Here is a 19,906-nt window from a genome sequence, read left to right as displayed (position 1 = left end):
GTCAGACACCCTCTCTGTAGCGGCTCAATAGGTCAGCAAACAGCTCAACAACCTGTTTGGCATCAACCCCCGTCACCACATCAACATTCGGCTGACGATCGGTTTTTCCGTACCAGTCGGCAACGGTCTGCCCCATGCACAGCTCGCTTTCCTGCTCAATGTAAACGCTGGCTTTTTCGGTTGTGAAGCAGTGCGGTGCCAGGACCCAGGCGATGACCAGTGGATCGTGTAGCGGGCCACCGCGTGAACCATAGCGGCGGATGTCATTGCGATCCCAAAACGCCATCATTTCACCCAGCGGCGCGGAGATGCGTCCGGATAGCGCAATGAAACGCGCCACTAATTCCGGCGTTAAAATCACCTGATGCGTAACATCCAGCGGTAGCGCGACGATGGCAATCGACGAGTCAAACACCACCTTGGCGGCCTGCGGGTCGGCGATCATATTAAATTCAGACGTCAGGCTACGGTTGCCCGCTTCGCGGTACGCGCCGCCCATCATCACAATGCGTGCAATACCGTCGGCGATCTCGGGTGCCATACGCAGCGCCATCGCCACGTTGGTTAACGGCCCTAACGTACAGAGCGTGATCGGCGTGCCGTCAGCGATCGCCTGCTTACACTGCGCAATAATAAAACTCACGGCATGCTGTGCGTCGGCCTGTTTTTGCGGCGCAGGCAGCACCGTCTGGCCCAGTCCGCTTTCGCCGTGAAACTGGCCATGAATAGGGGCGCGCAACAGCGGCCGATGGCAGCCGGCGAAAACGGGAATATCCGTACGCTGACCCAGTTCAACAATTTGCAGCGCATTATGCACCGTCTTGTCCAGCGACTGGTTACCGCACACCGTGCAGATACCGCGAATATCCAACTCTGGTGCCACAAATGCACTTAATAACGCAATCGCGTCATCTATCCCCGGATCACAATCAATAATAATAGGTAACGCGCTCATCCTTCGATGATTCCTTTTCTCTTTTTAATAGGTACTGCCGAACATCAAGGTGCAGAAAACCCCACACCTCTACAGCGTGAAAAATAACAAAATGTATTTTGCGCTAGAGGGAATCGACGGATGCTAAAACATCCGCGATCTCCTTACGCGCCTTTTCATCCAGCGGTTGCTGAGGCGGCAACGGATCGCCTACCGCAAATCCCTGCAATTGCAGCGCCGCTTTAATACAGCCGGCAATGGAATAACGGGCAAAGATTTCATTGATGCGCCACAGCGGACGCTGAAGCTCCATTGCTCTGTTCCAGTCACCCGTGCGGGCGGCTTCATACAAAGCAATACTCTGTTTGGGAACGATACACGCCGGGCCAGCCATCCAGCCCACGCCGCCAATCAACATGACGCAGGCGGGAATATGGGCAGACGCGGAGAAGACGTCCATTCGGCCACGGGTACGTTCGATAATGGAAAGCAAGCGCCCGGTATTGGTCGAGGCGTCTTTGATATAGCGGATGTTATTCACATGACTCAGGCGTTCAATGACGGGCAAACTCAAATCGGAACGCTGGAACTGAGGATTGGTGTAGAGCACCACCGGTTTGCCCTGTGCGGCTTCGGCAATGGCGCGGAAATACTGTTCGACGCCTTCGTCTTTCAGGGGGAAATAGGCTTCCAGTACCGCAAGAATGCCATCCGCGCCCAGTTCGACGTAGCGTTTCGTTTGCTCAACGGCATCCTGAATCGTTGTCGACGCAACACCGGCGATAACCGGCACACGGCCCGCCGTTGTTTCGATCACCGTTTTAACGACATCCAGACGCTGAGCCGCAGAGAGATAGGCAAATTCACCGGTGCTGCCTAACGGCACGACGCCATGTACACCGCATTGAATCAGATGTTCAGTGAGCTGCGCCAGAACGGGCTTATCAACCTGACCATCGGGCCTGACGGGTGACACCAGATAGGGAAAAACACCACTAAATGTATTCACTCCGCTCTCCTTGTTACGGATAGATAAGGGGTGAATACTCACCCCTTATTTGAATCATAAATGACAGGTGACTATTTGGCAGAACGGACGAAGTAAGGCAGCGTGTAGGCATCGGAACGGCCCACGTAGGTATACTGCTTTTTCATCGCCCAGGTGTTGGACAGGAACATCACTGGAATGACACCCAGATCGTTCATGCCAATGTTCATCGCCTCAGCCAGCAGCGCATCACGTTTGGTTTCATCCAGCGTGACACGTGCTTCGTTCAGCGTTTTATCAAAGACAGGATTGGAATAGCGACCACGATTACCCTGTCCTGCATTGGGGCCAAAGGTTTCTAACAATGGCCCCAACACTCCAGAAGCTTCCCCGGTTTCAATCGCGGCCCCGCCCATAATCAAACTGAATTCGAGACGGGACGCACGTGAGAAGTACACACTGCCGGGCATCGTAACAACCTCGGTTTTGATACCGGCACGTGTGAACATTTGGCCAATGGCCTGAGCAATTTTAGAATCATTAGGATAACGATCGTTCGACGCGTGGAAGGTCAGCGTGAAGCCGTCGGGGTAACCCGCCGCCGCCAGTTCCTGTTTGGCTTTCTCCGGATTATAAACCGGCGCAGGAATGGACGCGGAATAGCCTGGGTACCCCTTCGGTACAAGCTGAGAGGCGACAACAGCCTGCCCCTCCATCACACGGTCAACGATTGCCTGACGATTAATAGCTAAAGACATCGCCTGGCGTACTTCTTTTTTTAGTAATGGGTTTTTACCATCAGGACCTTTGGCGAACGGTGATTCCTCTCGCTGCTGGTCCATGTGAAGGTAAATAACACGATTCCCTGGTGTTGAAATCGTTTTTAACTGCTGATTTTTTTCAATATTACTGCTGTCGGCTGTTGGAACGTTTTCAATCATGTCCACATCACCGGATAATACGGCTGCTACACGTGCACTACTGTTTTTAAATACACGGACAGTAACGTTGTCCCACTCTGCTTTTCCTCCCCAGTAATCGTCATTTCTAACAAGGACTACCCGGTCGTCCGGCACCCAGGAAACAAATTTGAATGGCCCTGTACCAATCACATCTTTTCCTGAATTCAACGTTTCCGTCGGGACGTTCTCAAGTCGGGCCGGTAAAATCGAAATCCGACTTAAATTATTCAGCAGCAGCGGCGAAGCCTCTTTTGTCTTAATCCGCACCGTTAATGGATTCACTTCTATTACTTCAGCAATGTCGCTGACGTAAGGTGCGTAAGAGCTAGGGCTATTTTTCGATGCCAGCGCAATACGTTTAATGCTGGCAATCACATCTTTAGCCGTAAAATCACTGCCGTCGTGAAACTTAACGCCAGGACGCAATACAAACTCCCACGTCTTGTCGTCAATCACTTTCCAACTGGTTGCCAGGGCAGGTGCAATCTGCTGTTTTTCATCCTGTACAACCAAACCGTCAAAAATATTGCGCGCCATTGCGCTATTCGCCCCACTCACATAAAACTGCGGATCCATTGATGTGGTGGAGGAAGCCAAACCGATATTCAGGTCCGCGCTATAAACCAAAGGTGAAGATGAAAATAAAACAGTAAACAATAACGCCAGAGTCGATTTCTTCATTCACTAATCCTCTATTCCATGATTGAGTACTGATGAAGTGTATTAAATCTTATGATTGTGAGTCTATGCGCTAGATTGGATAATGAAAAATTGCATTTTGTGTTAAATTGATAACCAAATGTTATGTTTTAAGGTGACGAGCATGCGTATCAATCCCCGCCAGGTTGAAGCCTTTCATAAAGTCATCCTCACCGGAGGCATCACCGCTGCCGCCAACATGATGTACATCACCCAGCCTGCGGTCAGCAGACTGATTAAGGACTTTGAAGACGCACTGAATCTTAAGCTGTTCGATAGGGACGGGCGCGGCCTGATCCCACGCGCAGAGGCGATGAAGCTGTATCGCGAGGTCGAGCGTCTTTATCTGGGGTTGGATCACATAGGGATGATTGCGGATGAAATTCGCCACGCCAAGGGCAGCGTGCTGCGCATCGCCGCCGTTCAGGCGCTCTCGTTTCTGTGTTCAGATCAGGTTCTCCCCACTTTACTCAAGAAATACCCCGATCTTTCCCTGTTTTTAGACATCGAAAGCAGCAGCCATATTACGAGCTCAATTTCTGAAAATCACTACGACGTCGGCTTTATTTTTGGCCAGCCAGGCATCAAAGGGCTGGAAGCTGAACCACTAGCTGACGCCAGTGCTGTCGCGGTGTTAGCGGTGGATCACCCGCTTGCCACGGCGGATGAAGTTACTCTTGCCGACCTGGCCGGTACGCGCGCTATTCTGCCGGGAAGAACTACACCACTGCGGGCGCAGCTCGACATCTCCTCCAGAAAAGAACAGATCTATCTGCATAACCCCATCGAAACCTCAATGGCTAACTGCTGCGTGCTGGCTTCAAGAAACGTCGGCATCGGCGTGGTAGATTTTATCACCGCCCTGAACAGCCCTTCGCCAGTTATCGTTAAGCCTTTCAATCCTGATATAAAAATGGCGTATTGCGCGGTTTATCCCCCGCAAATTCCCCGCAGCCAGGTGGTGAATCACATCACTCAGGTTATGAAAGAAAAAATAGCGGAAAGTTTGGCGTTGAAATAATATTTGGACATGCCAAACCAAGGATTTTAACGTTTAACATGCCAATTATGGAAATGAAGGCTCATCTTCCAGCGTTTCGATTCTTCGGTAGTTTTCGGTTGCATTACAGAGATTTAAGTGGAATTGATACGCTGCGCTATCTTTTTCCGTGCCTGATGTTACGTATGCACATCGGTCTTTTTTATACTTTTCCCATGAACGTTGATGCTTCTTGAATGCCTTGATGATGTCGTTGTCATTTATTTTAACTAATTCTAAAGTTCTTTCTGACAACCTTTTATTGAGTTTTTTATCAGACTCTTTCACCATTAAATAAGCACACTCATACACGCTAATTTCGCCCTCATCCTCTATCATTTTTTTGCATATTCCTATTTTACTCTCGTTCAGATAATCGTCAGTCGTTTTTGCATTTAAAAAAAATGGAAATAGAAGAAAAAAAATGAAAAGTACTTTTTTTATAATCATCATCTAGCCCTGCTTTCGTTTAGATATTTCACCCTATTCCTGCTATTTTCATCCCTTCTAAGCTCAGATGAGTTCATTATTAAAGAAATGATATCATCTATGTTATTCGTTGTTGCTGCCAACATTATTGTATCCCCCCTATAGCCTTGGTATACGACATCAATCAAGATATCCCTTATCGCAGGCTGAAGCTCTTCCCAGTCAGGCTTTTCCCGCATATCTTTTGTCTTTTGATTGTATACCGATCTCGCTCTTATTACATAATTTCTATACGTGTATTTAAATAAAGAAATCTGCTGTTGTTCTGTTATTTCTCCAATTTTATCCTTATTCACCCTAACAAATTCTTTAGCTTGAGATCCTATCAGACCAGCTGAATGAGATATTATAGTGGCTTTTTCCTGAGAAATTCCAGCCATCGTTAAATCCGAATAAATTTCTTGTCGTGTTCTTTTCCCCATATCGTATCCTCGGCCAATGGTCACACCCGACAACCCACCTCTTTCTGGATAGTGAATAACCCTACTATAATATTTTGATCCTTTTATATTATTTCCTTCAGAGTTAAATGTTACTTTACCATCCGTTATTAGTGATGTTCCATCAGTTATATCGTTCATAATCAGTTCTCTAATTCCAAATACTATAGCCCGATGTGCCTGCTATTTTATGCGACCAAGATATACTGGCATATTTTAGCATGACCTCTTCATAAGGAATAGAATCATTATTATTTATTGAGTTAGGATATGATGAGGAAACAGATACAATTCGTGCGTCAGTCAATATTAACTCGTAGAATATTTCTAATTGCCCTGCCATATTGGTTCGATAGAAGAAAAACTTTGCCGTTAATTTTTCATTTGATGTCACTGACACGCCGAGTAATGGAGACGACTTATCTATAGGTTTAATGAGTTGTATAGGATGATGCGATATATTCTCTTCTCTCGTTATTGTATGATTTAACCCTAAGACTTGAATTTGATCTTCATGCCCAGACTGATAACGATTACCAATAGAATTAACTGTCGAACACCCAGAAGAAATTAACCCCTGCTGATCACCTTCTAAGGTGAGGTAAATAAGATTTGACATATACATTTCCCTTGTTAGTTTAGATTATTTTTCTCAGGGAGAGCATACTCCACATGATTAGCAAGAGGAAGTTATAAAACCACTCAACCTTGAATTGAAATTAATGTCAGGTTTGCTTTTCTTAAAGAAAATTTAATTTTAATATTTTTTGACTGAATACCATTAAAAACTATAATATTAAATAGCATGAAAATAATTAGACATGGAATAGCCATCATTGATGGCTATTCCAATTTATATCACTCTAATCAGGCATTCAGCACAAATTTCTCGATTGCATAAGCGACGCCGTCTTCCATGTTGGTTTTGGTGACAAACTGGCTGGCTTCTTTCACTTCATCGATGGCATTGCCCATCGCGACGCCGATACCCGCATAGCGAATCATCGCCAAATCGTTCTGCTGGTCGCCCAGCGTCATGACGCTTTCACGTGGAATGCCGAGGTGCTCTGCCAGCATCTTCACGCCTTCACCTTTGTTGACGCGCTTATCCAGAATCTCCAGATAGTATTCGGCGCTCTTCATGATGGTGTAGCGTTCAAAGGCTTCCGGTGGCAGTTGGCTGATAGCGCGATCCAAGATCTCTGGCTCATCAATCATCATCACTTTCGGGAACGTCAGGCTGCGATCCATTTCTTCAACCGCACGATACTTCAACGGCATCCCGGTCAGGTGAGATTCGTGAATGGTGTAAGGGCTGATATCTTTATTGGCGGTATAGACGAAATTGAAGTCCAGCGCATGGAAATGGACGCCCAGTTTGCAGGCCAGCGCTTCGAAGTAGAGATAATCGTCAAAGCTCAGCGCCGTTTGCGCCACACAGTCACCGTTGACCGTACGCTGCACCAGCGCACCGTTATTGGTGATGCAGTAACAGCCTTCCTGCTGCAAATCCAGTTCCATCAGGTAGCGTTCGACGCCGATGTAGGGGCGACCGGTAGCCAGCACGACCTGCACGCCTTTCTCTCTGGCAGCGGCAATCGCGGCTTTTACCGCAGGTGAAATTTGATTTTGGGGCGTCAGCAACGTCCCGTCCATATCAATAGCGATCAGTTTTACAGACATAGTTTTTCCAGCATCAAGTTATCTGTTTTCATGCTAACGCGATTCAGCGATGAAGTCGTTAGTGAAATACAGCAGGGTGACAGGCGTATGACGCGCAACGTAAAAAGCCGTGCGGTTAAGCACGGCTCTATGACCAACGTTTCCTGCAATCGCAGTTATAGTTCGGCGCCGTTGCTGGCGATCACCTTCTTATACCAGTCAAAGCTCTTTTTCTTCGAGCGTTTGAACGTGCCGGTGCCGTCATCGTGTTTATCCACGTGGATGAAACCGTAGCGTTTGTTGTACTGACCCGTAGTGAAGGACACACAATCGATGCAGCCCCACGGGGTATAACCCATCAGCTCCACGCCGTCTTCGACGACGGCCTTCTTCATCTGATCGATATGCGCTTTGAGGTATTCAATGCGGTAATCATCGTTAATGCTGCCGTCGGCTTCCACTTTGTCTACCGCGCCAAAGCCGTTTTCGACGATGAACATCGGTTTCTGATAACGCTCGTAGAAACTGTTCAGCGTATAGCGCAGGCCAACCGGGTCAATCTGCCAGCCCCATTCCGATGCCTTCACGTGCGGGTTTTTCACGCCGCCGTCAAAGCCCGTGATCGCATCTTCTTTTTTCTGGCCTTTCGCCGACAGTTGCACCGCGCTGCTCATGTAGTAGCTGAAGCCCAGATAGTCCGTGCAGCCTTCGCGCAGCGTCTGTTCATCTTCCGGCTGCATATCAATCTGATAGCCTTTGCGCGCCCACTCTTTCAGGATGTAAGACGGGTAGTAACCGCGCAGCTGCACGTCACCGAACAGGTGACGTTCACGCATCGCTTCCTGTGCAAACATCACGTCATCCGGATGACACGACCACGGATAGATTGGCACCAGCGCCAGCATGCAGCCAATTTTGAAATTCGGGTTAATTTCATGACCCAGTTTCACCACTTTCGCACTGGCAACAAACTGGTGGTGCAGCGTTTGGTACATCGCCTGCTCTGGCTTGTCGTGATCGGTAAAAATCACGCCGGAACAGCAGTAGCCAAACAGCGGATACTGCCAGTTGCGCTGGTTGTTGATCTCATTGAAGGTCATCCAGTATTTCACTTTGGACTGGTAACGCTTCATGACTACTTCGCTGTAGCGAACAAAGAAATCCACCACTTTACGGTTCAGCCAGCCGCCGTATTGCTTAACCAGATGATGCGGCATTTCAAAGTGAGACAGCGTAATCACTGGCTCGATATTGTATTTCAGCAGCTCATCAAACAGGTCGTCATAGAATTGCAGGCCTGCTTCATTCGGCTCCAGCTCATCGCCATTGGGGAAAATACGCGTCCAGGCAATCGAGGTGCGGAAACATTTGAAGCCCATTTCGGCGAACAGGGCAATATCCTGCTTATAGTGGGAGTAGAACTCCACCGCCTGATGGTTTGGATAACTGACACCAGGCTGTACGCCATCGGTAATCACACGGTCAACGCCGTGGGCACCGCCGGACAGGACATCACAAATGCTGACGCCTTTGCCGCCTTGATCCCAACCACCTTCAACTTGATGCGCCGCTACCGCGCCGCCCCACAGAAAGTCTTTCGGTAATTGTTGAACAGACATGTTATTTCCTTCTCATTTCAGGTTTGCATACTATTAATTGATAAGCTGTTTAAGAGTGGAGATTTCCCGATGCAGTTGAATCAGCTCCTCCACCAGTTCACGGCATAGCATCGCGTTCATCAGGTGATCCTGCGCGTGAACCAGAATCAGGTTGACCGGGATTTTCCCGCTGCCCTCATCGGCACCAATCAAGGCCGTCTGAATTTGGTGGGCTTTGCGCGCCGCAACGGAAGCGGTGTTCAGCAGTTCCTCAGCCTTGTCCCAGTCATATTTTCTGGCGGCGCTCAGTGCCTCCATTGAGCTGGAACGCGCCTCTCCCGCATAGATAATCAGTTCCATTACTGTCGTTTCATCGAGCATCACTTACTGCCTCCTCTGCTGTCCCCACTTCTTGTGCGACCAGCTGACGTTCATACATTTTGAAGAAGGGGTAATAGATTAAGGACGAGACGACAATCAGTACCCCCACCAGCACCACCGCACGCCAATCCCACCCCGTAGACCAGGCGGCGCCAATCGGGCCCGGCGTTGTCCAGGGCGCAAGGGAAATGACGCGGTGCACCAAATCGGTTTTTAACGCGATATAGGCGAGGGTGGCGTTCACCAGCGGCGCGGTAATAAACGGGATGAACAGCAGCGGGTTCATCACGACAGGCGAACCAAAAATCACCGGTTCGTTGATGTTGAACATGCTCGGCACCACGGCCAGCTTGCCGATGGAGCGCAGGTGAGCAGAACGGCTGCGCAGATAGAGGAAGACAAGCCCCATGGTCGCGCCCGAGCCGCCCACCGTAATGAAGAACTGCCAGAAGGGTTCAATAAAGATTTTGGTGATCGGTGCGCCCACGTTAAACGCTTCCTGATTGATCCCTAAGTTGGTCAGCCAGAACGCCTGCAAAATGCCGCCGACGATAACCGCGCCGTGAATCCCGGCAAACCACAGCAGGTGGCAGAGCAGCACCGCGATCAGGATGGCGGGGAGCGAGTCGGATGCCGAGATAATCGGCGCGAAGACGGCCATGATCGCCTGCGGCAACAGCATGCCGAACTGGCTTTGCATAAACAGGCTAAGTGGGAAAAGCGTCAGGAAGATGGCAAGGATTGGGATCAACAGATCGAAAGACTGGCGAATTTTCGGCGGCACCTGTTCAGGCAGACGGATACCAATATTGCGCTTCTGCAAAAAATGCATCAGCTCCGTCGAATAGATCGCCACGATAATCGCGGTGAAAATCCCTTCGCCGCCCAGCGACCCAACCGGCAGGCTTTTGTCGATTTGCGGAGCCGCCACCACCATGAACGACATCAGCGACAGACTCGCCGCCATAAAACCGTTCATTTTATAGCTCTGCGCCAGGTTATAAGCGATGGCGCTGGTGATATACACTGCCATAATGCCCATCGTCATGTTATAGGGCATCATGATTTGTTCGCCGTGGCGTTCCACCATCCCCAGCCACCACTGCGCAAAAGCCCATTCACTATTCGGGCTAAAAGGTGGATGAGCGAATAACATCATAAAAGAGCCGACAATTAAAAACGGCATAGAGGCAATGAAGCCATCTTTAATTGCTACAACATGACGCTGGCTAGAGAGTTTTGCCGCAATTGGGCTAATACGGTTTTCGATAACGCTGAATAATGACTCGCTTAATTTACTCATTATTCCTCCCGTTATACTAATTGATCATCGCCAGGGCATCATTGAGGACTTTTTCCCCATTCATCATGCCGTAATCAACCATATTAATGACCGCAATCGGCTTCGCTTTTTCGTCAGCTATCACCTTGAATTCAGGTAGTTTATACTTAATCTGCGGCCCTAAAAGGCAGCAATCATATTCATCAATCAGCTCATTAAACTCTTCAAAACCCACGGCTTTTATCTCAACAGCGATCGCATTTTTCTCGGCGACCTTTTCCATCCGCTGTACCAGCATGCTGGTAGACATTCCTGCTGCGCAACAGAGTAAAATCTTATTCATACTGCACCTCACCGTCCGTTTTTTTATTATTCAAGCAAGACACAAAATAATATGCAACCGGTTTCATATTGTTTTTACTATTTTTTGAAGGCGATCATAAATAGCGCAATCGGGGAATATTTTTATCCCTACACTTGTTATTGGTGATAAAAAAGGAGGATTTTTCCCTATAATGACGACATCAGGCAGTACAGGAGAACGGGAAAGTACGATGGTAACCATGCTCGATGTAGCGAAAAAAGCCGGTGTGTCCAAAGCCACCGTATCACGCGTGCTGACAGGGAATAACTACGTCAGTAAAACCACGCGGGATCGGGTATTCCAGGCGATTGAAGAGATCGGCTACCGGCCCAACCTGCTGGCGCGCCAGCTCGCCACGAGCAAATCGCAAATTATTGGTTTGGTTGTGACCAACACGCTGTACAGCGGCCCCTATTTCAGCGAATTGCTGTTCCAAACGGCAACCATGACGGAGAAATACGGGCGACAGCTCATCATGGCGGATGGCAAGCACAGCGCAGAAGAAGAGCGCGAAGCGATCCAGTTCCTGCTCGATTTACGCTGCGATGCCGTCATTATCTATCCGCGTTTTCTCTCTACGAATGAACTGGAAGAGATTATCGAACAGCACGATCAGCCGATCATGGTCGTGAACCGCACACTGCATCAACACGGCGATAATGGCATCTGCGCCAATCACCGACAGCACTGCCATGATGCCGTCAATTACCTGATTGCACAGGGCCACCGTGATATCGCTTTTGTCTGCGGAGCGGCGAACTCTCCTACTGGTACAAGCCGACTGACGGGCTATCGGCAAGCGCTGGAGGAAAACGGGATTCCCTATAATGACGGGCTGGTTGCGCCAGGTGACTGGACCCATGACAGCGGCTATACGGCAGCACAAATCCTGCTTCAGCGGTCTGCCACCTTTAGTGCCCTCGTCGCCAGCAATGATGATATGGCGATTGGCGCAGCCAAAGCGCTACGCGAACACGGCCTCGCAATTCCGCAGGATGTCTCGCTGTTGGGGTTCGATGATTTACCCATGGCATCATGGTTCTACCCACCCCTGACTACCGTGCATGTGCCCGTCGCCGAGATGATCAGCTATACCCTTGAGAAACTGCTGTGTCGACTGGAGGGTGAAACTGTCGCATCTGCGCCAGTCTTCAAGGGCGAATTGATTATCCGCGATTCCGTCAGCAAAGGCCCTGCCGCCTAATCCTCACTCACACGGTGAGGCACACTGCCTCACTGTTCTGTCCGTTCACAGCGATACCAATTTATACCCCTCGCTGATTTGTGACATTTTCGTGAACAGCCTAAAGAGATATTGTTTCTCGCCGATAATTTATTTGTGACTTACATCACAAATAATGACGAGTCGCGCAAGGGAATGACCCAAAAACAGAAAGGAAGACAATCGATTGATTCTTTTTATAAAAAAAGTACCTATAGACCCTAAATAATTCGAGTTGCAGGCAGGCGGCAAGCGAGGGAATCCCGATGAGCTTACTTGAGTAAGTGATTCGGGTGAGCAAGCGCAGCCAACGCACATGCAGCTTGAAGTATGACGGGTATAGGCGCTTATATCCCAGGGGATATTACGCATATGTCTACAACACTGTTACCGGTTAACCACAGCAATCCATCCATTCACACCTCGCCAACAGCGTCAAAAAGAAAGCTCAGCACACGGATGCTGATGCTCCTGGCGGGCGTCACCACTATCGCACTCGGTTTTATTCTCACTATTGGCCTGCTGATTTGGCAATCTGGCCAGCAGCAAAAAACCATCGCACAGCAGTATCTTGAGCAAACGGCGTATACCAACAGCTATCTTATTCAGCAAAAGCTGGATGTCGCGTTACATGCGGCGCGCAATCTGGTGCAGAGCGTTGTCAGCCTGCAAGAAGCAGGCAACGCCGATCGAAAAACCGCTGAGACGCTGCTGAAGAATGCGCTGAAGAGCCATCCTGATTTCCTTTCGATGTCGCTGGCGTGGGAACCTGATGCGTTTGACGGCAAAGATCGGGAGTACGCTGGCCAACCCGATCAGGATCCTCAAGGTCGCTTCGTCCGCTACGTTGACCGCAATACCATAGGCAACGTTGCTCTGCATACTCTGTTGGATTATGAAACACCCGGCAGCGGCGACTACTATCTGCTGCCGAAGAAACTCCAGAAAGAGGTGATTCTGGAGCCGTATAGCTACCCTTACAACGGCGTCGATGTCCTGCTGACGTCCATTGCCGTGCCCATCATTATCAACAACAAATTTTACGGCTCCGTCACCGCGGACTTTTCGCTGGATACGCTGCAACAGCTCACCAACAACATCAAGCCCTATGAAGGCACGGGCTACGCTCAGTTGCTGTCCCACACCGGTGCCTACATTTCTCATCCTGACAAAGCCCGGATAACCAAGAAAATTGAAAACGACCCAACGCTGCTTGAGCATGTCACCACAGGTCAGTCTTATCAGATCGAACGTGACAATGCCGTGCTGAACACGCCGGCGTTTAACGTGTATGTGCCAGTCACCATCGGCAATACCGGTACGCCCTGGATGCTCGGCCTGTCCGCCTCCGTCAATGTGGTGATGGCGGAAACGGTGCAGCAGCGCAACGTGGGCCTGCTGCTTATGATACTGAGCATCGTGGTGGTTTCCGGTGTGCTGGGCATCATCTTTAACCGCAAGGTCGTGCGCCCTATCGGTGGTGAACCCACTCAGGCCGCGCAGATCGCTCTGTCCGTGGCACAAGGGGATTTAACACAGACCATCCCTGTGCTACCGAAGGACGACAGCAGTATTTTTTACGCCATGAACGCCATGCAGACGCAGTTGAGAGATATCGCCGAACAGCTAATTAGCACCAGCGAATCTGTCAGCCACGGTGCGACGGAAATTGCAGCAGGCAACACCGATCTGGCTTCCCGCACCGAGCAGCAGGCGGCAGCTCTGGAAGAAACCGCTGCCAGCATGGAACAGATTACGGCAACGGTGAAACAGAATGCGGATAATGCCCATAACGCCACAACGCTGGCGCAGAATGCCGCGCAGATCGCTCAGAAAGGTGACAAGATAGTCGGTCAGGTTGTCCACATTATGAGTGAGATCGACGACAGTTCGAAGAAGATTGCCGACATTACCAGCATCATCAACGGTATCGCGTTCCAGACCAATATTCTGGCACTCAACGCGGCGGTGGAAGCCGCCAGAGCGGGCGAACAAGGGCGCGGTTTTGCCGTTGTTGCCAACGAGGTGCGTAACCTCGCGCAGCGTAGCGCCAGTGCCGTAAAAGACATCACCGCGCTGATTACGGAGTCCGCCAGCCGTGTCGATAGCGGCGTCACGCTGGTTCAGAACGCCGGTGAGACCATGCAGGAAATGCTGAGTGCCGTCACGTCGGTAAAAGACATCATGGACGAGATTGTCTCAGCATCGGATGAACAATCGCGCGGAATCAGCCAGGTGACGCAGGCAGTTCACGAGATGGACGGCGTCACCCAGCAGAATGCTGCACTGGTACAGGAAGCCACGGCAGCCGCCGCGTCGCTGGAAGAGCAAGCCAGACAGCTCGCGCAAACGGTGCTGGTATTTAAGCTCTCGTAATCACCATTCTTCATCAACTCCCCCGCACGGGCCGGAAACGGCCCGTGCGTTATTCCCAGCGTGGACAGCAATCCTCAAACGAATGCGACGTTGGCTTCAGTTCTGGGCTGTTTTTCTCATCGAAATTCCCAATCGTCAGCGCAATGGTCGGCTCATCATCAATCGCCCCCAGCGTGCTGCCGCAGTGCGGACAAAAAGCCCGGCTGGAATAGTCGGACGAACGATAGTGCGCAGGCTCTCCGCCTTCGCCAATCCATTCCACCGCAGCTCGGGGAAACTCAACCCACAGTAGCGTTGGCGCACCGGAATGCTGCTGACAGTAGGTACAAGAACAGGCATGCGGATTGCCCGGTTCACCCGTCGCCCTGAATCGAATCTGACCACACAAACACCCACCCAAATACGATTTGATCGTCATGTCGCCCTCTCCCCATTCTGCCGCAAAGGCGGGTATCAATATTCGCCATAGATGATATAAATAATATGCTAACCTTATGATCCATTTGCCAGGGAGTGACGCCCTGTTCCTGCGCCAGCTCTCACGATAATAAAATCTACAGACCTGTAAGCTGCAAAAACAACATGAAATTCATAAAACTACCGCTATTGGCGCAAATCTCATCAGCGCATCTGGTGAGTCATTTCCATATGATGGTGCTGCCCGCGCTCATTCCGCTGCTGTCAGCCCAGCGTGATATCAGCTTCGTCGAGCTCGGGTTTGCGCTCAGCGTATTCAATATTGTCTCCGCCTGCGTACAGACGCCGATTGGTTTTATGGTGGACCGCATCGGCGCACGCCGCACGTTAACCGCCGGGATCACGCTCGGGAGCCTCTGTTTTCTCTCGCTCGGTTTTTCAGGCAGCTACGTTTGGCTGGTCGCCGCGATGGGGCTCGCAGGGGTAGCGAACGCGGTTTATCATCCGGCGGATTACGCCTTGTTGTCGCGTGGGATTGATGAGAAACGCATGGGCCGCGCGTTCTCGGTGCATACGTTTTCCGGCTTTCTGGGCACCGCGATTGCGCCCGGTATTTTGCTGTCCGTTGCCGCCTTTTCCGGCATCAGTAGCGCATTCATCGTTTCCGGCGTCCTCGGCTTGCTGACGATACCGCTGCTTCTGACGGATCGCGATGAGCCCATCCGAGTGAAACCTGCGGCAGCAACAGATACCCAGCCGAGCAAATCGCGCGCGCCCGTTTTCACACTGCCGATTCTGGCGCTGCTGATTTTGTTCCTGTTGCTGAATTTAAGTACGGGCTCGATTCAGAACTTCTCGGTGACAGCGTTAGTCACGGGCTACGATTTGTCGCTGTCACAGGCTAACGTAGCGCTGACCGCGTTCCTGTTCGCCAGCGCCTTTGGCGTATTGGCTGGCGGCTCACTGGCGGATAAAACCAAGCGCCACGGGCTGGTGGCGACGGCGGCACTGGCTGTCACCGCTGTGCTGGTCAGTATCGTTGCCATGTATTCCTTACCCACCGTTGTGCTCGTGCCGTTGCTGGCCGCCGCGGGCTTCCTCTCCGGCATGATTGCCCCTTCCCGGGATATGTTGGTGCGCGCTGCCTCACCACCGGGCGCGGAAGGACGAGTGTTTGGGATTGTCTCCACTGGCTTCAACATTGGCGGTGCCGCAGGACCGGTGCTGTTCGGCTGGCTGCTGGATCACGGCCATCCTCACGCCATTTTCTGGTCTGCCGTTATCTTTATGCTCATCACGTCTTTCATCACGCTGCTACAAGAAATGCGCAGCGCCAAACGACGTGCGCTGGCCTGATGAAAAGATATAAAAAAACGTAGGGAACGTTTTTCAACGTCGCTTGCGACGGCCCAAAGGGTGGCGGGCAGGAAGCTCGCCATAAAAAAAGCCAGCTCCGCAGGGAGCTGGCTTAGATAACGATAACAACGTAGACCGAATCAGATATCGATATTCATCGCTTTCAGGGCGTTCTCTTCGATAAACGCACGACGTGGCTCAACGGCATCACCCATCAGCGTTGTGAACAACTCATCAGCAGCAATCGCGTCTTTAACTGTCACGCGCAGCATGCGGCGGCTGGTCGGATCCATCGTGGTTTCCCACAGCTGATCCGGGTTCATTTCACCCAGACCTTTATAACGCTGTACGGTCAGGCCACGGCGGGATTCTTTCACCAGCCACTCCAGCGCCTGTTCAAAACTGGCAACGGGCTGGCGACGCTCACCACGTTCGATGTACGCATCTTCTTCAATCAGGCCACGCAGTTTGTCGCCCAGCTGATTCAATTTGCGGTATTCGCTGCCCGCAACGAAGCCTGCACCCAGCGGATAATCGGTGTCCACACCGTGCGTACGCACGCGCAGCGCCGGTTCAAATACGCCGCGTTCTTCATCATGGTGAATGACAAAGCTGTATGTGCTGCCGTGCAATTCGTTTTCGTTCAGGCTGCTAACCAGCGATTCCGCCCACGCCTGTACTTTTTCACGCTCGCCCAAATCGGCTTCAGCCAACGTTGGTTGATAAATCAAGCGGTTCAAGAACGCACGTGGGAAGCGACGCTCCATACGGCCAATCATCTTCTGTACGGCGTAATGTTCAGAAACCAGTTTCTCCAGCGGTTCACCCGCCAGCGCAGGAGCCTGTGCATTGGTGTGCAGCGTCGCGCCGTCCAGTGCCAGCATGATCTGGTACTGATCCATCGCTTCGTCATCTTTAATGTACTGTTCCTGCTTGCCTTTTTTCACCTTGTACAGCGGCGGCTGAGCAATATACACATGACCACGCTCAACAATTTCAGGCAGTTGACGATAGAAGAAGGTCAACAGCAGAGTACGAATGTGCGAACCATCCACGTCAGCATCGGTCATGATGATGATGTTGTGGTAGCGCAGTTTATCCGGGTTGTATTCATCACGGCCAATGCCGCAGCCCAGCGCGGTGATCAGCGTCGCGACTTCCTGTGAGGAAAGCATCTTGTCAAAGCGGGCTTTCTCAACGTTCAGGATTTTACCCTTCAGCGGCAGAATCGCCTGGTTCTTACGGTTACGCCCCTGCTTGGCAGAGCCGCCCGCTGAGTCCCCTTCCACCAGGTATAGTTCAGACAGCGCGGGGTCACGTTCCTGACAGTCCGCCAGTTTGCCCGGCAGGCCAGCCAGATCGAGCGCACCTTTACGACGCGTCATATCCCGCGCTTTACGCGCCGCTTCACGGGCACGGGCAGCATCAATAATTTTACCGACCACGATTTTGGCGTCTGACGGGTTTTCCATCAGATAATCCACCAGCTTCTCGTTCATCAGCGATTCAACCGCAGTTTTCACTTCGGAAGAAACCAGCTTGTCTTTGGTCTGCGAGGAGAATTTCGGATCCGGCACTTTCACGGAAACGACGGCAATCAGCCCTTCACGCGCATCGTCACCGGTGGCGCTAACTTTGGCTTTCTTGCTGTAGCCTTCTTTATCCATGTAGGTATTCAGCGTACGGGTCATCGCGGCACGGAAACCGGCCAGGTGCGTACCACCGTCGCGCTGTGGAATGTTGTTGGTAAAGCAGTAAATGTTTTCCTGGAAACCATCGTTCCACTGCAATGCCACTTCCACGCCGATGTCATCTTTCACCGTCGAGAAATAAAACACGTTCGGGTGAATTGGCGTCTTGTTACGGTTCAGGTAATCAACAAACGCCTTGATGCCGCCGTCATAATGGTAATGATCGGCTTTATCTTTCTCACGCTCGTCGATCAAGCGGATGGAGACACCGGAGTTCAGGAACGACAGCTCACGCAGGCGCTTAGCCAGGATTTCATACTCGAACTCCACCACATTGGTGAACGTCTCATGGCTCGGCCAGAAACGCACCGTCGTACCGGTTCTGTTGGTTTCACCCGTAACAGCCAGCGGTGCCTGTGCCACGCCGTGTTTATAGGTTTGTTCGTGAAGTTTCCCGTCGCGGTGAATAACCAGTTTCAGTTTTTCTGACAGGGCGTTAACCACTGAAACCCCTACGCCGTGCAGGCCGCCGGAGACTTTATACGAGTTATCATCGAACTTACCGCCCGCGTGCAGCACGGTCATGATGACTTCAGCCGCGGAGATACCTTCTTCTTCGTGAATACCGGTCGGAATACCACGGCCATCATCCTGCACCGATACTGAGTTATCAGCATGGATGGTGATGATAATGTCTTTACAATAGCCAGCGAGTGCTTCGTCGATAGCGTTGTCCACAACCTCGAATACCATGTGATGCAGGCCGGTACCGTCGTCCGTATCGCCGATATACATACCTGGGCGTTTACGTACCGCATCCAGCCCTTTCAATACCTTGATACTTGAGGAGTCATAAGAATTCGACATCAACGTTTCTCGCTCATTTTAGTCCTGTGATTGAACCGTTATTTTACCCTGTTCTACGCGGAACATCTTGCCCTTTTCACCAACCATGTCCTCTATCTGTTCAGCGCTGACTGCGCTGACAAAAACCTGTGCATGGGTGGCTTTTAACCGTTCGGCTAGCAAACGGCGGCGGGTACTATCCAGTTCGGAAGCAAAATCATCGATCAGATACAGACAGCGCAGTCCGTTCTGACGGGTGAGAAATTCACCCTGAGCCAGCCTCAGCGCACACATCAGCAGCTTTAGCTGACCCCGGGACAGCATATCCTCAACCGCCACGCCGCTGGCGCGGATGCGGAAGTCGGCTTTATGCGGCCCCAGCGCCGTATAACCTAACATACGGTCGCGTTCGAACTGCCGTTCCAGCAGTTCTGCATACTCACTTTCTTTATCCCAGCCGCGCTGGAAAGAGAAACTGAGAGAAAATTCAGGCAAAAATTGCGTACAGGTCGTGGCGATATCATTGGCAATCGCCGCGCTGTATTGCGCACGCCATTCGCTGATACGTTCCGCCAGCGGCACCAGTTCCTGATCCCAGGCTCTAAGCTGCCCATAGTGACTCACCTGACGCAGCGCCGCATTACGCTGGCGCAACAAACGCTTCATGTTGCTCCAGGCCGCGAAAAAGCCGGGTTCATTATGGAAACAGCCCCAGTCGAGAAAGGCGCGACGAAATTTCGGGCCGCCGTTGAGCAGGGTAAATCCTTCCGGGGTGATCAGCTGTATCGGTAGCAGTTGCGCCAGTTCAGCGACTTTATGGCCGTCGCTGCCGTCAATCCGTACCTTGCTGTCGCCCTGACGGTTTTTGCTTAACCCAACGGATCGCTCCGTTTCCGTACCATCAATACGACCATGCAGTACAAATTCTGGCTGATCGTGACGAATCACGCGCCCCGCCTGGATGCTACGAAACGCCCGCCCGTGCCCTAGCGTATAAATCGCTTCCAGCACGCTGGTTTTACCGCTGCCGTTGGCACCCACTAAAAAATTAAAGCCGGGAACCAGCGCCAGATCGGCCGCCTCGATGTTACGGAAATCTTTGATGAGAAGACGAGTAAGAGCCATGTTGCAGTTATCTTAATGATGAAAGGGCAAGTAAA

General features: G+C 51.2%; 18 protein-coding genes. 4 read left to right on the top strand and 14 right to left on the bottom strand.

Going from position 1 to position 19,906, the window contains the following annotated elements:
* Position 1 precedes the first annotated feature (1 nt).
* The 3 genes from HP572_RS20500 to HP572_RS20490 form a co-directional block, all read right to left on the bottom strand.
* Positions 2-955 (bottom strand): nucleoside hydrolase, encoded by a 954-nt coding sequence (locus tag HP572_RS20500; RefSeq protein ID WP_240584182.1) that lies wholly within the window; start codon positions 953-955, stop codon positions 2-4.
* Positions 956-1,058: 103 nt separating this feature from the next.
* Entirely contained in the window at positions 1,059-1,943 is an 885-nt protein-coding gene (locus tag HP572_RS20495; protein WP_240584181.1) for a dihydrodipicolinate synthase family protein, read from the bottom strand.
* 71 nt (positions 1,944-2,014) lie between these two features.
* On the bottom strand, positions 2,015-3,565 hold the full coding sequence (locus HP572_RS20490; protein WP_240584180.1) for an ABC transporter substrate-binding protein: 1,551 nt from the start codon (positions 3,563-3,565) through the stop codon (positions 2,015-2,017).
* A 142-nt stretch (positions 3,566-3,707) separates the two neighbouring features.
* On the opposite strand from HP572_RS20490, the gene HP572_RS20485 reads away from it, so the two are divergent.
* Positions 3,708-4,604, top strand: a complete 897-nt coding sequence (locus tag HP572_RS20485) for a LysR substrate-binding domain-containing protein (protein ID WP_240584179.1) — start codon at positions 3,708-3,710, stop codon at positions 4,602-4,604.
* Between the two features lie 45 nt (positions 4,605-4,649).
* On the opposite strand, the gene HP572_RS20480 is transcribed toward HP572_RS20485, so the two are convergent.
* The 8 genes from HP572_RS20480 to HP572_RS20445 form a co-directional block, all read right to left on the bottom strand.
* Positions 4,650-5,075, bottom strand: a complete 426-nt coding sequence (locus tag HP572_RS20480; protein WP_240584178.1) for a lysozyme inhibitor LprI family protein — start codon at positions 5,073-5,075, stop codon at positions 4,650-4,652.
* Positions 5,072-5,692 carry a pesticin C-terminus-like muramidase gene (locus tag HP572_RS20475; protein WP_240584177.1) on the bottom strand — a complete coding sequence of 207 codons (621 nt, stop codon included), beginning with the start codon at positions 5,690-5,692 and terminating at the stop codon, positions 5,072-5,074. Before HP572_RS20475 ends, HP572_RS20480 begins: the two co-directional genes overlap by 4 nt.
* A 10-nt stretch (positions 5,693-5,702) precedes the next feature.
* Positions 5,703-6,170: an Hcp family type VI secretion system effector gene (locus tag HP572_RS20470; RefSeq protein WP_240584176.1), complete on the bottom strand. Its 468-nt coding sequence runs from the start codon at positions 6,168-6,170 to the stop codon at positions 5,703-5,705.
* Positions 6,171-6,418: 248 nt separating this feature from the next.
* The gene (gene yidA / locus HP572_RS20465) at positions 6,419-7,234 is read right to left on the bottom strand and encodes a sugar-phosphatase (RefSeq protein ID WP_010281188.1); all 816 of its coding nucleotides are present in this window, start codon (positions 7,232-7,234) and stop codon (positions 6,419-6,421) included.
* 155 nt (positions 7,235-7,389) lie between these two features.
* Positions 7,390-8,832 carry a 6-phospho-beta-glucosidase gene (locus HP572_RS20460; RefSeq protein WP_240584175.1) on the bottom strand — a complete coding sequence of 481 codons (1,443 nt, stop codon included), beginning with the start codon at positions 8,830-8,832 and terminating at the stop codon, positions 7,390-7,392.
* A gap of 33 nt (positions 8,833-8,865) precedes the next feature.
* Entirely contained in the window at positions 8,866-9,192 is a 327-nt protein-coding gene (locus tag HP572_RS20455) for a PTS lactose/cellobiose transporter subunit IIA (protein WP_205549728.1), read from the bottom strand.
* Positions 9,182-10,495, bottom strand: a complete 1,314-nt coding sequence (locus tag HP572_RS20450; protein ID WP_240584174.1) for a PTS sugar transporter subunit IIC — start codon at positions 10,493-10,495, stop codon at positions 9,182-9,184. Before HP572_RS20450 ends, HP572_RS20455 begins: the two co-directional genes overlap by 11 nt.
* A gap of 16 nt (positions 10,496-10,511) precedes the next feature.
* The gene (locus HP572_RS20445; protein ID WP_039317538.1) at positions 10,512-10,817 is read right to left on the bottom strand and encodes a PTS sugar transporter subunit IIB; all 306 of its coding nucleotides are present in this window, start codon (positions 10,815-10,817) and stop codon (positions 10,512-10,514) included.
* 211 nt (positions 10,818-11,028) lie between these two features.
* Between HP572_RS20445 and HP572_RS20440 the strand changes: the two genes are divergently transcribed.
* Positions 11,029-12,042: a LacI family DNA-binding transcriptional regulator gene (locus tag HP572_RS20440; RefSeq protein ID WP_240585793.1), complete on the top strand. Its 1,014-nt coding sequence runs from the start codon at positions 11,029-11,031 to the stop codon at positions 12,040-12,042.
* A 390-nt stretch (positions 12,043-12,432) separates the two neighbouring features.
* On the top strand, positions 12,433-14,436 hold the full coding sequence (locus HP572_RS20435) for a methyl-accepting chemotaxis protein (protein WP_371745290.1): 2,004 nt from the start codon (positions 12,433-12,435) through the stop codon (positions 14,434-14,436).
* 49 nt (positions 14,437-14,485) lie between these two features.
* Here HP572_RS20435 and HP572_RS20430 read toward each other — a convergent pair whose 3' ends face one another.
* Positions 14,486-14,854 (bottom strand): GFA family protein, encoded by a 369-nt coding sequence (locus HP572_RS20430; RefSeq protein WP_240584173.1) that lies wholly within the window; start codon positions 14,852-14,854, stop codon positions 14,486-14,488.
* A gap of 164 nt (positions 14,855-15,018) precedes the next feature.
* On the opposite strand from HP572_RS20430, the gene HP572_RS20425 reads away from it, so the two are divergent.
* On the top strand, positions 15,019-16,209 hold the full coding sequence (locus HP572_RS20425) for an MFS transporter (RefSeq protein WP_205549519.1): 1,191 nt from the start codon (positions 15,019-15,021) through the stop codon (positions 16,207-16,209).
* A 140-nt stretch (positions 16,210-16,349) separates the two neighbouring features.
* On the opposite strand, the gene gyrB is transcribed toward HP572_RS20425, so the two are convergent.
* Together gyrB and recF are read right to left on the bottom strand one after the other, a co-directional pair.
* Positions 16,350-18,767, bottom strand: a complete 2,418-nt coding sequence (gene gyrB, locus HP572_RS20420) for a DNA topoisomerase (ATP-hydrolyzing) subunit B (RefSeq protein WP_240584172.1) — start codon at positions 18,765-18,767, stop codon at positions 16,350-16,352.
* Positions 18,768-18,785: 18 nt separating this feature from the next.
* On the bottom strand, positions 18,786-19,871 hold the full coding sequence (gene recF, locus HP572_RS20415; RefSeq protein ID WP_010281217.1) for a DNA replication/repair protein RecF: 1,086 nt from the start codon (positions 19,869-19,871) through the stop codon (positions 18,786-18,788).
* Positions 19,872-19,906 lie beyond the last annotated feature (35 nt).

It is taken from the genome of Pectobacterium sp. PL64 (assembly GCF_022477975.1).
In the GTDB taxonomy this organism is placed as follows: domain Bacteria; phylum Pseudomonadota; class Gammaproteobacteria; order Enterobacterales; family Enterobacteriaceae; genus Pectobacterium; species Pectobacterium jejuense.
Note: the sequence above shows the minus strand (reverse complement) of the source record. Positions and strands in the feature narration are given on the sequence as shown.